This is a genomic window from Nonomuraea sp. NPDC003727, from assembly GCF_053586935.1.
Genome location: NZ_JBSFNE010000002.1, coordinates 487,682 through 500,559, shown reverse-complemented (window position 1 = coordinate 500,559; position 12,878 = coordinate 487,682). Strand labels below are relative to the sequence as shown.

17 protein-coding genes are annotated in these 12,878 nt (G+C 71.3%); 9 read left to right on the top strand and 8 right to left on the bottom strand.

What is annotated here, in order from left to right:
- Positions 1-2: 2 nt before the first annotated feature.
- From ACWDLG_RS07590 to ACWDLG_RS07570, 5 genes are all read left to right on the top strand, one after another.
- The gene (locus ACWDLG_RS07590) at positions 3-908 is read left to right on the top strand and encodes an SDR family oxidoreductase (RefSeq protein ID WP_449917059.1); all 906 of its coding nucleotides are present in this window, start codon (positions 3-5) and stop codon (positions 906-908) included.
- Between the two features lie 162 nt (positions 909-1,070).
- Positions 1,071-1,328 (top strand): hypothetical protein, encoded by a 258-nt coding sequence (locus tag ACWDLG_RS07585; RefSeq protein WP_354906773.1) that lies wholly within the window; start codon positions 1,071-1,073, stop codon positions 1,326-1,328.
- Between the two features lie 62 nt (positions 1,329-1,390).
- Entirely contained in the window at positions 1,391-1,648 is a 258-nt protein-coding gene (locus ACWDLG_RS07580; RefSeq protein ID WP_354906772.1) for a hypothetical protein, read from the top strand.
- Between the two features lie 87 nt (positions 1,649-1,735).
- Positions 1,736-2,533, top strand: a complete 798-nt coding sequence (locus ACWDLG_RS07575) for an ATP-grasp domain-containing protein (RefSeq protein WP_449917056.1) — start codon at positions 1,736-1,738, stop codon at positions 2,531-2,533.
- Positions 2,534-2,762: 229 nt separating this feature from the next.
- The gene (locus tag ACWDLG_RS07570; RefSeq protein WP_354906770.1) at positions 2,763-3,104 is read left to right on the top strand and encodes an RNHCP domain-containing protein; all 342 of its coding nucleotides are present in this window, start codon (positions 2,763-2,765) and stop codon (positions 3,102-3,104) included.
- A gap of 3 nt (positions 3,105-3,107) precedes the next feature.
- Here ACWDLG_RS07570 and ACWDLG_RS07565 read toward each other — a convergent pair whose 3' ends face one another.
- Genes ACWDLG_RS07565 through ACWDLG_RS07535 form a run of 7 tightly spaced genes read right to left on the bottom strand, consistent with a single transcriptional unit; the run spans position 3,108 to position 9,078 of the window.
- Positions 3,108-3,854 (bottom strand): SDR family oxidoreductase, encoded by a 747-nt coding sequence (locus ACWDLG_RS07565; RefSeq protein ID WP_449917053.1) that lies wholly within the window; start codon positions 3,852-3,854, stop codon positions 3,108-3,110.
- A gap of 43 nt (positions 3,855-3,897) precedes the next feature.
- Complete coding sequence (locus ACWDLG_RS07560) at positions 3,898-5,199, bottom strand: DUF2252 domain-containing protein (protein WP_449917051.1); 1,302 nt, start codon at positions 5,197-5,199, stop codon at positions 3,898-3,900.
- Positions 5,200-5,230: 31 nt separating this feature from the next.
- Positions 5,231-6,232 carry a hypothetical protein gene (locus tag ACWDLG_RS07555; RefSeq protein WP_449917048.1) on the bottom strand — a complete coding sequence of 334 codons (1,002 nt, stop codon included), beginning with the start codon at positions 6,230-6,232 and terminating at the stop codon, positions 5,231-5,233.
- Positions 6,229-6,585, bottom strand: a complete 357-nt coding sequence (locus ACWDLG_RS07550; protein ID WP_354906766.1) for a PadR family transcriptional regulator — start codon at positions 6,583-6,585, stop codon at positions 6,229-6,231. The genes ACWDLG_RS07555 and ACWDLG_RS07550 overlap by 4 nt, the downstream gene beginning before the upstream one ends.
- A 29-nt stretch (positions 6,586-6,614) precedes the next feature.
- Positions 6,615-7,373, bottom strand: coding sequence for an SDR family oxidoreductase (locus ACWDLG_RS07545; protein WP_449917046.1), 759 nt, complete (start codon positions 7,371-7,373; stop codon positions 6,615-6,617).
- Complete coding sequence (locus ACWDLG_RS07540) at positions 7,370-8,470, bottom strand: acyl-CoA dehydrogenase family protein (protein ID WP_354906764.1); 1,101 nt, start codon at positions 8,468-8,470, stop codon at positions 7,370-7,372. Before ACWDLG_RS07540 ends, ACWDLG_RS07545 begins: the two co-directional genes overlap by 4 nt.
- Positions 8,467-9,078, bottom strand: coding sequence for a flavin reductase family protein (locus ACWDLG_RS07535; protein WP_449917044.1), 612 nt, complete (start codon positions 9,076-9,078; stop codon positions 8,467-8,469). The genes ACWDLG_RS07540 and ACWDLG_RS07535 overlap by 4 nt, the downstream gene beginning before the upstream one ends.
- Before the next feature lie 117 nt (positions 9,079-9,195).
- On the opposite strand from ACWDLG_RS07535, the gene ACWDLG_RS07530 reads away from it, so the two are divergent.
- Positions 9,196-10,335, top strand: a complete 1,140-nt coding sequence (locus ACWDLG_RS07530; protein ID WP_449917041.1) for a thiolase C-terminal domain-containing protein — start codon at positions 9,196-9,198, stop codon at positions 10,333-10,335.
- The gene (locus ACWDLG_RS07525; RefSeq protein WP_449917039.1) at positions 10,332-10,682 is read left to right on the top strand and encodes a Zn-ribbon domain-containing OB-fold protein; all 351 of its coding nucleotides are present in this window, start codon (positions 10,332-10,334) and stop codon (positions 10,680-10,682) included. The genes ACWDLG_RS07530 and ACWDLG_RS07525 overlap by 4 nt, the downstream gene beginning before the upstream one ends.
- A 162-nt stretch (positions 10,683-10,844) precedes the next feature.
- Here ACWDLG_RS07525 and ACWDLG_RS07520 read toward each other — a convergent pair whose 3' ends face one another.
- Complete coding sequence (locus ACWDLG_RS07520) at positions 10,845-11,042, bottom strand: hypothetical protein (RefSeq protein ID WP_449917036.1); 198 nt, start codon at positions 11,040-11,042, stop codon at positions 10,845-10,847.
- A gap of 291 nt (positions 11,043-11,333) precedes the next feature.
- Between ACWDLG_RS07520 and ACWDLG_RS07515 the strand changes: the two genes are divergently transcribed.
- Positions 11,334-12,056: a GntR family transcriptional regulator gene (locus ACWDLG_RS07515; protein WP_449917033.1), complete on the top strand. Its 723-nt coding sequence runs from the start codon at positions 11,334-11,336 to the stop codon at positions 12,054-12,056.
- 187 nt (positions 12,057-12,243) lie between these two features.
- Positions 12,244-12,822, top strand: a complete 579-nt coding sequence (locus ACWDLG_RS07510; protein WP_449917030.1) for a GNAT family N-acetyltransferase — start codon at positions 12,244-12,246, stop codon at positions 12,820-12,822.
- Positions 12,823-12,878: the final 56 nt, after the last annotated feature.

Genomic DNA, 12,878 nt, shown 5'->3' with positions numbered 1-12,878 from the left:
GCGTGGCGAGGATCTGTGAAGGCCGGGTCGTGATCGTGACGGGTGCCGGGCGCGGCATCGGCAGGGCGCACGCGCTGGAGTTCGCCCGGCAGGGTGCCAAGGTCGTCGTCAACGACCTCGGCACGGGGCGCGACGGCGGCGGCAGGTCGGGCGCCCCCGCCCTCGAGGTGGTCGAGGAGATCCGCGACCTGGGCGGCCAGGCCGTGGCCAACTGTGACGACGTGGCCGACTGGGACGGCGCGGCCAGGCTGGTCAAGATGGCGGTCAGCGCCTTCGGCAGGCTGGACGTGCTGGTCAGCAACGCGGGTTTCCTGCGCGACCGGATGCTCGTCTCGATGACCGAGCACGAGTGGGACGAGGTGATCAGGGTCCACCTCAAGGGCCACTTCCTCCCCTTACGGCACGCCGCCGCCCACTGGCGGGAGCGGTCGAAGGCCGGCGATCGGGTCGCGGCCCGCGTCGTGCACACCTCGTCGGGGGCGGGCCTGCTCGGCAGCGTCGGGCAGGGCAACTACGCGGCGGCCAAGGGCGGCATCGCCACCCTCACCCAGGTTGCGGCAGCGGAACTGGCCCGCTACGGGGTGACGGTCAACGCCATCGCGCCCGCCGCCAGGACCAGGATGACCGAGGAGGTGTTCACGGCCACGATGGCCAGGCCGGAGCACGGATTCGACCCCATGGACCCGGCCAACGTGGCCCCGCTGGTGGCCTGGCTCGGCTCGGTCGCCTCCGGCCACGTGACCGGCCGGGTCTTCGAGGTGGAGGGCGGGCGGATCGGACTGGCCACCGGCTGGCGGCACGGGCCCGCGGTCGAGAAGGGCGGCCGGTGGGATCCCGCCGAGGTGGGCCCGGCGGTCGACGCTCTGCTGGCCCAGGCGCCCGAACCCGAGCCGGTCTACGGCTCGTGAGCAGAACAATCTTCTGATTACTAAGAGCTACCCATCAACTGCACTCAGCTATATGATCGCTTTGGCTTTGACCCACCCGGTCAAGCGGAGTCAACGGGATGGCCGCGCGCTACGGGCCCATGCGTGCCGCCGTCCGCGACCCCAACTGGCGAAGGAGCTGAAGTGATCAAGAAGCTGTGCGCAACCGGTGCCCTCGTGGCAGCGGCCGCGGGCGCCACGCTGCTGGCGCCCCCCGCACACGCCGACACGTGGACGAGCAACTGGAGCCACAACAGCGACGCCTGGCTGTCGGGCAACACCTTCGGGAACGTGCGGGCCGCCAACGTCGGCGCCGGTCGGTCCACGAACGTCAACAACATCAACGGCATCGCGAACACGGCCTCCAACGGCAGCATCGTGGTGACGTACATCTTCTACTAGCCACCACGTCCTCCCCCACGGATGGAACGTTCCACAACAACCTGACCTGGAAGGTAGCCGACATGCTCAAGAAGCTCTGCGTCACCGGAATCGTCGTCGCCGCCGCGGGCGCCACCCTCATGAGCGCCCCCGCCAGCGCCGACACCTACATCCGCAACAGCAGCCACAACCACGGGGCCGTCCAGTCGGGCAACAACTTCGGCAACGTGTTCGCGGGCAACTTCGGCACCCGTGGCGCGACCAACGTCAACAACATCAACGGCAACGCCATCACCGCCACCAACCGCAGCGGCGTCGGCGTCAGGTTCTGGGTCGACTAGTCGGCCTCATCAGCGTGCGAGCCGGGTCGGCGACGACCCGGCTCGCGCCTGTTGCGTAACATTCGTCGGGTGACGATCTGTGCATATGTGACATGTGATAGCGCTGAGTCCCGCGACGACGAGCGTGATCCGGTGCTGGCCGCCTGGCGCGCGGCAGGCATCGAGGGCAGGGCGGTCCGGTGGGACGATCCCGGTGTCGACTGGAGCGTGTTCGACGCCGCCGTGGTCCGTTCCGTATGGGACTACGTCGACAGGCGCCCGGAGTTCCTGGCGTGGGCGAAGGCGACCGCCGGCGTGACCCGGCTGCTCAACCCGGCGCCGATCCTCGACGCCAACACCGACAAGACCTACCTGCGCGAGCTGGGCCTGCCGGCCGTGCCGACGCACTGGTCGGCCGACGACCTGCCGGACTGGGCCGAGTACGTCGTCAAGCCGGCGGTCTCGGCGGGAGCGCGCGACACGATCAGGACCACCGACAGGGCGGTGGCGAGGGCGCACGCGCAGGCGCTGGTGGACGCGGGCCGTACGCCGATGGTCCAGCCGTACCTCGACATGGTCGAGGCCGAGGGCGAGACGTCGCTGCTCTATTTCAACAGGACCTTCAGCCACGCCATCCGGCGCAACGCGATGCTCGCCGGCGGGCAGACCCTCGCCGACAACGGCCGCGCGGACCCGCGCACGCCGGCCCCCGACCTGGTCGAGCTGGCCGAGAAGGTGCTCGCGGCGGTGCCGGGCGACCTGCTCTACGCCAGGGTCGACCTGATCAGGCTCCCGGACGGCAGCCCCGCCCTGATGGAGCTGGAGCTCACCGAGCCCTACCTCTATCTGAGCCACATGGACGGCGCGGCCGACCGGCTCGCCCAAGCGCTCACCGAGCTGCTCTGAGGGGCGGAAAACCCGTTGCGCGGTGCGGCGGCGGGTTGGTTGACTGCGCACGACGAGCAGGAACACGAGCGACGCGAGGGGGAATGTTGATGCCCGCGGCCACCGAGGTCGCCGTCGCGCGCCCTCGAGCGGACTCATCCCCTGGCCGGAGCGGCCCGCGGGGCTGATCCCGCCTGGCGTGACGGCGGCACAGGTGTCCCGTCCGCAACGCCTCGAAAGTGCTACTCCGTTGCCTCGTAAGAGTTCGTTCCGCTGCGTCAACTGCCGGCTCGACGTCCCCATGGACGCGCCCGGCACCCGTCACCGCAACCACTGCCCGACCTGCCTGTGGTCCCGCCACGTCGACAGGACCCCCGGCGACCGCGCCGCCGACTGCGCGGCGGGGATGGCGCCCATCGCCATCCACGTCCGCCAGGGCGGCGAGTGGCAGATCATCCACCGCTGCACCTTCTGCGGCGAGCTCGACGCCAACCGCATCGCGGGTGACGACAACCCGCTCACGCTGATGCGCCTGGCCGTCGCCCCGCTCGCGCAGCCGCCCTTCCCGCTCGACTGGTTCGCCCGCCTCTGAGCCTCAGGCGGTGATGCCCCCGTCCACCGGGATCACCGCGCCCGTCAGGTAGGCGCCCGCCCGCGAGGACAGGAAGATCGCCGCCCCGGCCATGTCGTCGGGGCGGCCGATCCGGCCCAGCGGCACGCCGGCGGCGACCAGCTCGCGGGTGGCGGGATCGTCGAGGGCGAAGGCCATCATCCTGGAGTCGAACGGGCCTGGGGCGATCGCGTTGACCGTGATGTGCTGGGGGGCGAGCTGCCTGGCCAGGTGCCTGGTCAGCATGTGGACTCCCGCCTTCGCCGCGGAGTAGGCGTAGTTCTCCATCGCCGGAACCCTGATGCCGTCGACGGAGCCGATGTTGATCACCCGGGCCGGGTCGTCGGCGTCCGCCGCCGCGCGCAACTGGGGGAGGAAGCGCTGAGTGAGGAAGAAGGCGCCCTTCACGTTGATGCCCCAGAGCTTGTCGAAGGCGTGCTCGGGATACTCCTCCAGCGGGGCGCCCCAGGTCGCCCCCGCGTTGTTGACCAGCACGTGCAGCGGCCCCTCGACCGCCTCGACCAGCCTGTCGACGCCCTCGGGCGTCGACAGGTCGGCCGGCACGGCCACGCAGCCCAGCTCGTCGGCGGCCTTGGCGACCTCGGCCGTCTTGCGCGCGGAGATGTGGACCGTGGCTCCGGCCGCGACGAACCCCGCCGCGATCATCCGCCCGATGCCCCTGGAGCCGCCCGTGACGACGACCTTCTTGCCTTCCACCGAGAACAGCGTCATGGTGAGGAAGCATGCCATACCGACCGGTCGGTTTCCAGGGTGGTCACAGGCCGGGGATGCGGCCGTTCCTGAACAGGTCGACGAACGTCTGGTGGTCCTGGCGGGCCTGCGCGCCGTAGGCGTGGGCGAAGTCCACCAGCATCCTGACGAACCCGGTCGTGTCACCGTCGATGGCCGACACGATCGCCTCCTCGGTGGAGAAGTCGACCAGGTCGTGCGCGGACTCGTCGTCGGCGACCGAGTGCATCCTGGCCACCGCCCGCCCGAGATCGCGCACGATCGAGCGCAGTTCGCCGGGCTCGTTGACGTCGTCCCAGTCGAGGTCGGCCGAGTACGGCGAGACCTCCGCCACCAGCTGCCCTATCCCGTCGAGCGTGGTGTAGCCGAGCCACGGATCGGCGTAGGCCTGCAGGGCGCGCTGCGACTCGGCGGTCCTGTGCCCCTGGTGCCTGAAGTAGGCGGCGATCTTCTCGTCGTGGATGTGCCTGGCCACGGCGGGCACCTGGGCCTGCTTCATGTAGAGGATGACGTCGTTCTCCAGCGCCTGGGTGCGGCCCTCCAGCAGGAGGTTGTAGGACGGCAGCCCCGCCGAGCCGATGCCGACGCCCTTGCGCAGCGCCACGTCCTTGATGACGTGCTCCACGGGGCCGGTGAGGCCGGGCAGCGTGGTGAGGTAGTCGTCGAAGGCGGCCACCACCGCCGCCCTGGTCCCTTCCGAGACCGGCTCGCGTCCGTCGATGAGCGCGAAGCGCCGGTCGTAGTCGTCGATCACGGTCTCGACGTCGAGCAGGGCCACGCGCGTGTGCAACCGCGCCGACTGCAACACCCGGTGGAGCACGCCCGTGGTGGTGCCCAGCGTCAGCGAGCCGATCGCGTCGTCGCCGCCCTTGGCGATGGCGGTCAGCTCGGTCAGGTAGGCGGTGCCGAAGTCGCTCACCAGGCGGGAGATCGCCTCGTCGGACAGGGCCTTGCCGTACCCGATGAGGGCGACGCTGGCCGCGAAGCGCTTCAGGTCCCAGGTGTAGGGCCCGACGTAGGCCTCGTCGAAGTCGTTGACGTTGAAGACGAGGGCGCCGGAGGCGTTCATGTAGGTGCCGAAGTTCTCGGCGTGCAGGTCGCCGTGGATCCAGACCCGGCGGGTGGGCCCGTCGAGGTAGGAGTCGTCGGCGAAGTCGCCGGTCATGTCGGCGTAGAAGACGGCCGCGCTGCCGCGGTAGAAGGCGAACGCCGACCCCGCCATCTTCCTGAACTTGCGCAGGAACGCGGCGGGGTCACGCTCGATGGAGGGGCCGAACTCGGTGGTCAGCACCTCGAGGAGGTGTGACGCGCGGCTCTGTGTCGCCATAGTTCACCGTAGTCCCGCGCGCCCCTCCAGGCTAGGTCGCGCGCGGCAGCGCCCGCACGCTGACGACGGCGAGCGCGGCGGCCAGCAGCAGCAGCCCCGCGGCCTGACCGGCCCAGGTGGCTACCAGGGGCTGCGTGAAGACGCCCTCGACGTCGTAGCGGACAGGCGCCCGCAGCACGCCCAGCAGCGCCGCGACGACGGCCAGGGCCAGGCTCCAGGCCGGCGGGGCCTTCCGGGCGAGGCAGACCACGCCCGCCACCACGGTCGCGACCGCGCTCAGGCCGTGCGGGTCGATCCACCCGGCCATCCAGTCCAGACCGGCGCCGGTGTAGAAGGCCAGGTCCCGGGTGATACCGAATCCGGCGGCGACGTACAGGACGACCAGCCCCAGCGGCAGGACCGCGAGCAGCGACGAGCGGCGCACCGGCGCGTCCCGGTGCTGGCCGAGCAGGAGCGCCACGGCGGGGACCGCCGTCACCAGCAGGTAGGACAGCTCGTCGACGGCCGGCCGCTCCCAGACGAACAGCTCCTGCGCGAGCGTGACCCCGAGGAACAGCAGGCCGGCGTAGGTGAGGATCCTCGCCGCCCGCACCCGGCCGAGCGCGAGCGTGGCGAAGCCCGCGATCCCGACGAGATCCGCCGCCGCGGACACGAGCTGCCACGCCTGACCGGCCGGATCGGTGATCAGGAACTCGGCGGGGAGGGAGCCGACGACACCGAGGGAGAACAGCGTGCCGACGAGGCCGTACCAGCCCAGCACGGCGTGGAAGCCCAGGCCGAGCAGGGCGACCAGCCGGACCGCGTCGCCCATGGCCCGGTAGCGGGGAGCGGCGCCCAGCCCGCCGGCCCTGGCCCTGACCGCCAGCGCGGCCACGGAGGCGACCTCGCGCCAGCTCGGCCGCGGGTTGTCCTCGTCCGGGACCTGGCCGGCGCTGTCGAGATAGGCGTCGACCATCTCCTCCTCGCGCTCGGCCCGGTAGGAGGCGGGCAGCATCCTGAGCACGAAGCGGTAGCGCTGCTCCAGCAGGGTCATGCGAGACCTCCGGCGGCCGACGGTCGGGGGGTGAAGGCGCGCCTGCGGGCGTCGAGCCGTGCGGTGGCGGCCTGGAGGGTGCCGGACAGCCTGGCGACCTCTGTCTGGAGCGCGCCCTCGCCGGCGTCGGTGAGGCGGTAGTAGCGGCGCAGCCGCCCCGACTGCACCTCCTCGTGGTCGAGCTCGACCAGGTCCTCGGCGGCGAGCCGGTCGAGCACGCCGTACAGCGTGCCGATCTTCAGCTGCACCTTGCCCTCGGACAGGCGCTCCACTTCCTGGACGATGCCGTAGCCGTGGCGCGGCTCGTCGAGAAGTGCCGTCAGAGCCAGGAACATGGGCTCCGTCATATTCATGAACTCAACATAACATGCCTGACAAGATATCAGGCGCGCTGGCTCGAGACCGAGACGACCTCTCCCGTCATGTAGCCGGAGTACTCGCTGGCCAGGAAGACGATCACGTTGGCCACCTCCCACGGCTCCGCCGCCCTGCCGAACGCCTCCCGCTCCACCAGCTCGGCCAGCACCTGCTCGGTGGTGACCTTGGACAGGAACGGGTGCATGGCCAGCGAGGGCGCGACGGCGTTGACCCTGATCCCGTGCTCGGCGGCCTCGACGGCGGCGCACCTGGTCAGCGCCATCACTCCGGCCTTGGCCGCGGCGTAGTGCGACTGCCCGCGCTGAGCCCGCCAGCCCACCACCGAGGCGTTGTTGACCACCACGCCCGCGCCACGCGGGATCATGTGCCGCAGCGCCGCGCGCGTGCAGCGCATCGTGCCGGTCAGCGTCACGTCGAGCACCGCGTGCCACTGCTCGTCGGTCATCTCGGCCAGCTCCGCGGTGCCGCCCAGGCCCGCGTTGTTGACCAGCACGTCGAGCCGCCCGTGCGCGGCCACCGTCGCCTCGACCAGCGCGCGCACCTGGTCCTCCGAGGTGACGTCGCACGGTACGGCCAGCGGCTCGACCCCGGTCAGCGCGGCCAGCGCCTCGGCCGCCTCCCGCAGCCGCCGCTCGTGCCGGTCGGAGACGACCACGGTCGCGCCCTCCTCGGCGCACCGCCGGGCGGTCGCGTAGCCGATGCCGGTGCCCGCGGCGGCGGTGACCAGCGTGACCTTTCCTTCGAGCAGGCCGTGTGACTTCACTTGGGCAGCCCCAGGGTGCGTTCGGCGATGATGGTGCGCTGGATCTCGCTCGATCCCGCGTAGATGGTGTCGGCGCGGCTGAACAGGTAGAGCCGTTGCAGGTCGCCGAGCTCGCCCACCAGCCCCTCCTTGCCCAGCACCGCCTGGGCCAGCTCGCCCAGCCGCTGGTGCCACTGCGACCAGTAGAGCTTGGCGACGGAGGGCTCGGCGCCGGGCCGCAGCGCGTTGAACCGCATGATCCGCAGCTCCAGCCACGACCGTGCCAGCTCGTCCCTGATCAGCGGGTCGTCGAGCGCGCCCGTCCGCCGCGCGGCCGCGACGACCTTGGCCAGCTCGCGCTGGAAACCGATCTGCTGGCCGAGTGTGGAGGCGCCGCGCTCGTGGCCGAGCGTCGCCATCGCCACCTTCCAGCCCTCGCCCGGCGCGCCGAGGATGTTGTCCTTCGCGGTCCTCGCGCCGTCGAAGAACACCTCGTTGAACTCGGCGGTGCCGGTGAGCTGCCGGATCGGGCGCACCTCCACGCCGGCCTGCCGCATCGGCACCAGCAGGTAGGACAGGCCCCGGTGCCGCTGGGAGCCCTCCTCGGTACGGCACAGCACGAAACACCAGTCGGCCACGTGGGCCAGCGACGTCCACACCTTCTGCCCCGTGACGACCCACGCGTCGCCGTCGAGCACGGCCCTGGTCTGGACGTTGGCCAGATCGGAGCCGGCCTCGGGCTCGGAGTAGCCCTGGCACCACAGCTCGTCGCCGCGCCGGATGGGCGGAAGGAAGCGGTCCTTCTGCTCCCGCGTCCCGAAGTCGAGGATCGTGGGACCGATCAGCCCCTCGCCGATGTGGCCGACCCGGGCGGGGGCGTCCGCCTTCGCGTACTCCTCGTGGAAGGCGATCTGGTCTTCGAGGGAGGCGTCGCGGCCTCCGTACTCCTTCGGCCAGGCCAGGCACGTCCAGCCCGCCCTGCCGAGGTGGCGCTCCCACGCGTGCCGTACGTCGTGGCCCTCGTGCTCGCGGCCGGGGCCGCCCAGCCCGCGGGCGTGCGCGAACTCGCCCGACAGCGCCGACTCCAGCCAGTCCCTGATCTCGTGCCTGAGCGTCATGAGGCGAATCGCCCGTAGCCGCCGCGGAAGAAGAGCAGCGGCCCGCCGTCGGCGTGGGCGTCGAGCTGGTGCACCCGCGCCACGACGATCACGTGGTCGCCCGCGGGGTGCTCGGCCTCGATCGAGCACTCGAGCCAGGCCAGCGCGCCCTCGAGTAACGGGTTGCCGCCGGGGGAACGGCTCCAGGTCAGGCCCGCGAACTTGTCGCCGCCCCTGGCCGCGAGTTGCGCGCAGACCTGCTGCTGGTGCTCGGCCAGTACGTTGACGGTCAGCGTTTCGGCCGCCCGGAGCCGGGGCCAGCTGGTGCTGGTGTGCGCGACGCAGAAGGCCACGAGCGGCGGGTCGAGCGAGACGGAGGTGAAGGAGTTGGCCGCCAGGCCGCTCGGCGCGCCGCTGTCGGGGTCCAGGGCGGTGATGGCCACGACGCCCGTGGCGAACCTGCTCAGGACCGACCTGAAGTGCTTGGCGGCGTTGCCGGCGGGGCGGTCGGCCCCGTGGTCGGCGGGGTGCTCGCGGGTGCCGTTGGCGGTGCCGGGCTGGTACGGCGCGACATGCGGCCTGCCGTCACAGCCGTCCGGCGCGATCAGCCGGGCAGCGTGTGTGCTCATGGGCGCCTCCTCGTCCACCACTCTATCTTACCAAGCGCTTGCTTGGACGGTAGGCGTCTCCCCGGAAGGCTGTCAACGCGTTGACAGCCGTTTCCGGCCCGGCATAGCGTCGGTTGTGTGGCCAAGCGCTTGCTTGATTTCAGGGACGCCGCGGCCGTCGCGGGCGTCGGCTACACGCCGTTCTCCAAGGACTCGGGCGTCAGCACGCTGACCCTGGCGTGCAGGGCCGTACTGGCCGCGCTCGAGGACGCGGGCCTCACCGCCGACGACGTGGACGGCCTGGCCACCCACCGGGTGGGCGACTCGGCCGCGCCCTCCGTGGTCGGCCCCGCGCTCGGGATCGCCGCGCCCACCTGGTACCTCGACCACTTCGGCGGCGGCAGCGTCTCGCACGCGGTCGTCGGGCAGGCGGCCCTCGCGGTCGCGGCGGGCCTGGCCGAGACGGTGGTGTGCTACCGCGCGATCAACGCCAGGTCCGAGTTCCGCATGGGGACCGCGCCGAACCCGAGCCCCGAGACCCAGTACCTGGCCCCGTACGGCTACGGCGCCCCGGTCCAGCAGTTCGCCATGTACGCCAGGACCCACATGCTGAAATACGGCACCCTGCCCGAGCACTTCGGGCAGGTGGCGGTCCGGCAGCGCTCCTACGCGGCGGCCAACCCGCGCGCGCTGATGCGCACCCCCATCACCCTCGACGACTACTTGGGCAGCCGCCCGATCGCCGAGCCGCTGCGGCTGCTCGACTGCTGCCTGGAGACCGACGGCGCCTGCGCGGTGGTCGTCACCACCGCCGAACGCGCCCGCGACCTGCGCAGGCCGCCCGTGCTGATCTCGGGCGCCGCCTGGGGCGGCGGCGACTCCTTCCTGGCGCCCGGCGAGCCGACCGTGACCGCCGCCGCCGCCCTCGCCCCCCGCCTGTACGGCATGGCCGGCGTCGGCCCCGCCGACATCGACGTGGCCGAGCTCTACGACTGCTTCACCTACTCGGTGATCGTCCAGCTGGAGGACTACGGCTTCTGCGCCAAGGGAGAGGGCGGGCCCTTCGCGGCCTCGGGCGAGGGGCCGCCGGTCAACACCCACGGCGGTTTCCTGTCCGAGGGGTACGTCCACGGGCTCAACCACGTCGCCGAGGCCGTCTCCCAGCTGCGCGGCGAGGCGGGGGAGCGGCAGGTTCCGGGCGCCGAGGTGGCGCTGTCGACCGCCCAGCCGGGGCACATCCTGGCCGCCACGTCGGCACTGATCCTGCGGAAGGGATGAGCGTGGACAGGGACTCGGCCGAGTGGTGGGACCTGGTGGCCAAGGGCGTTCTGGCGGTGCAGCGCTGCTCCTCGTGCGGCCTGGCCAGGTTCCCGGCCAGGGCGTTCTGCGCGGCGTGCCGTACCGAGGGGTGGTCGTGGACGGCCGTGGCGCCCGAGGGGCTGGTGGAGAGCTGGATCGTGAGCCACTGGCGGGCCGCGGCGCCCTTCACGGTCGTGCGCGTACGGCTGGCCGAGGCGCCGCGGTGCGTGCTGTACGGGACCTGGCGGGGCGAGGGAGAGCCGCGGCGGGGACAGCGGGTGCGGGCGCTGTTCGCGGACGGGCCGCTGATCGAGTGGACCGCCTGAGGGGACGCCGACCGCGTGGGCGGCGTGGGGGGAGGCGGACCCCGCCTGACGACGAGAGCGCGCTCTTACCAAGAGAGCGCGCCCTGGCGGGCGTGGGGGACCCGCCAGGACGCGCCTCCGTACCGTGCGCGTCGACCCAGGACCCCGGCGAGGGATGGGGTCCTACGCCGAGTGCTCGCGCACGGAGCCGGTGGGGGAGTGACCGTCTGTCGTGGGGTGCCGGTAGCGCTCGGCGATGCGGAGTGCCGCGCCTACCGGGTCGTCGATGGGGTGCGTGACGGTCGATCCCTCCTCGTGCCATTCGAACGAGCCGTCCCTGCACCACACGGTCAACTCGGTCAGTACGGACAGCACGGACATGCCATTCCCATTGCTCTGGTAGGTGTGGGTGAACCCCTGGCGGTGCAACGCGTAACGCAGTAAACGTGTTGCCTCGCGGGGGTCGTGCCAGGGCAGGTACGGCGTACCCGCGCGGACCGGCAGCACCGGCCGTCACCCCCTCGCCCGACCTTTCGATGGATTTGTACCAACGAATGGATGATGCGGCTGTCAATGCCGTCCGGTCAAGGGGTTGTAGCTAGATAGAACCAGATCGTCTAAATTGTTGGAACAAAAGGGGTGAAAGTGGCTCGGTCGTCGCTGTATCAGCAGGTGGCTTCGGATCTGCGAAGGGCCATCTACTCCGGCGACCTCGGCCCCGGGGCGCAATTGCCCACAGAAGCCCACCTTCAGGACCAGTACGGCGTAAGCCGCAACACCGTCAGGCTGGCCCTCGGCGAGCTGGTGAACGAGGGCCTCGTCACGCGCGCGCCCCGGCGCGGCACGATCGTCCGCGACCGCCGTCCGCTGCTGATGTATCCGCAGCGGGAGCTCGCCGCGCAGCCGCGCGGCGAGGTGCGCGAGGCCTTCGCCTACGCCGTCTCCCAGGAGGGCCGCGAGCCGAGCCAGACGATCGAGGTGCAGATCGTGAGCCCGGTCGAGGAGATCGCCAGCCGGCTGCAGCTGGGCGATCGCGACCTGGCGGTCGTCAGGCGCCGGCTGCGCTTCGTCGACGGCCAGCCGTACAACACCAACGACTCCTACTTCCCGCGGACGCTGGTGCAGGACTCCGAGATCGCCAGGCCGGGAGACATCGCCCGCGGGGCCAACAGGGTGCTCGAGGAGCTCGGCCACAAGCAGGTGCGGGTGGTCGACGACATCATGGCGCGGATGCCGAACCAGGAGGAGGCCGAGCGCCTCCAGCTGGAGCTGGGGACCCCGGTCGTCGTCTACATCAGGGTCGGCTACGACGGCGCCGACACGCCGGTGCGCGTGGCCGTCTCGGTGCTCCCGGCCGACAAGCACCTGATTCGCTACGAGCTGGGCCTCCGCTAGGACCACGCTCGCTTGGGGGTGATCCCGTCCGTGCGGCGCGGGTCGTCGTTCCGCGCTGGGCACGGTGGAGTTGTGCATACTCCCCCAAATTGCATTTTTCCCTGAAATATCGCCATGAAAGCCGTGCGCCACCGGGCGAACACGCTCCGTGTTCACTCCGTCACCCATCGGAACGAAGGGCAGAAACATGCACTCCAACACCCTGCTTCCCCCGCTGACCCTCCGGCGTGCCGTACCCGACGACCTTCCCGGCGTCCTCTCCCTCCTCGCCGACACCGCCGAGTGGCTCCACGCGCAGGGCGTACGGCAGTGGCCGCGCGGCGGCTTCGGCCCCGAGCGGATCGTGCCGCTGATCGAGGAAGAGGTCCTCTACCTGCTAGAAGGCCACTTCGGGGAGACCGTCGCGACCATCGCCCTCGACGGTCACGCGGACGAGGAGTTCTGGACCCCGGCCGACGATCCCGGCTCGGCCCTCTACGTCCACAAGCTCGCCGTCTCCCGCGCCGCCGCGGGAACGGGTCTCGGCGACGCGCTCCTCGACTGGGCGGGAAGCGCCGTCGCGGCGTCGGGGCGCCACTGGCTGAGGCTCGACTGCGCGAAGGGCAACCCGCGGCTCCAGCAGTACTACCGGCGGCGCGGCTTCCGCCACCTCCGCACGGTGGACCTGCCGCACCGTGCATCGGGCGCGCTGTTCCAGCGTCCCGCCGGCATGCGCACCAGCGTCGCCGACGACCTGTTCCGGACCTTGGATCTTGTCGATGCCTGACATGATTTGTCAGATATGACCGCTGCCCTCCTCTGTGCCAAGAGGAGGGCAGATTA

Excerpts from the sequence above, each read along its gene's own strand:
- ACWDLG_RS07540 (WP_354906764.1), bottom strand. The coding sequence starts at position 8,470 with ATGACGCTCAGGCACGAGATCAGGGACTGGCTGGAGTCGGCGCTGTCG.
- ACWDLG_RS07555 (WP_449917048.1), bottom strand. The coding sequence starts at position 6,232 with ATGACCCTGCTGGAGCAGCGCTACCGCTTCGTGCTCAGGATGCTGCCC.
- ACWDLG_RS07525 (WP_449917039.1), top strand. The coding sequence starts at position 10,332 with ATGAGCGTGGACAGGGACTCGGCCGAGTGGTGGGACCTGGTGGCCAAG.
- ACWDLG_RS07535 (WP_449917044.1), bottom strand. The coding sequence starts at position 9,078 with ATGAGCACACACGCTGCCCGGCTGATCGCGCCGGACGGCTGTGACGGC.
- ACWDLG_RS07580 (WP_354906772.1), top strand. The coding sequence starts at position 1,391 with ATGCTCAAGAAGCTCTGCGTCACCGGAATCGTCGTCGCCGCCGCGGGC.
- ACWDLG_RS07565 (WP_449917053.1), bottom strand. The coding sequence starts at position 3,854 with ATGACGCTGTTCTCGGTGGAAGGCAAGAAGGTCGTCGTCACGGGCGGC.
- ACWDLG_RS07550 (WP_354906766.1), bottom strand. The coding sequence starts at position 6,585 with ATGAATATGACGGAGCCCATGTTCCTGGCTCTGACGGCACTTCTCGAC.
- ACWDLG_RS07510 (WP_449917030.1), top strand. The coding sequence starts at position 12,244 with ATGCACTCCAACACCCTGCTTCCCCCGCTGACCCTCCGGCGTGCCGTA.
- ACWDLG_RS07520 (WP_449917036.1), bottom strand. The coding sequence starts at position 11,042 with ATGTCCGTGCTGTCCGTACTGACCGAGTTGACCGTGTGGTGCAGGGAC.
- ACWDLG_RS07560 (WP_449917051.1), bottom strand. The coding sequence starts at position 5,199 with ATGGCGACACAGAGCCGCGCGTCACACCTCCTCGAGGTGCTGACCACC.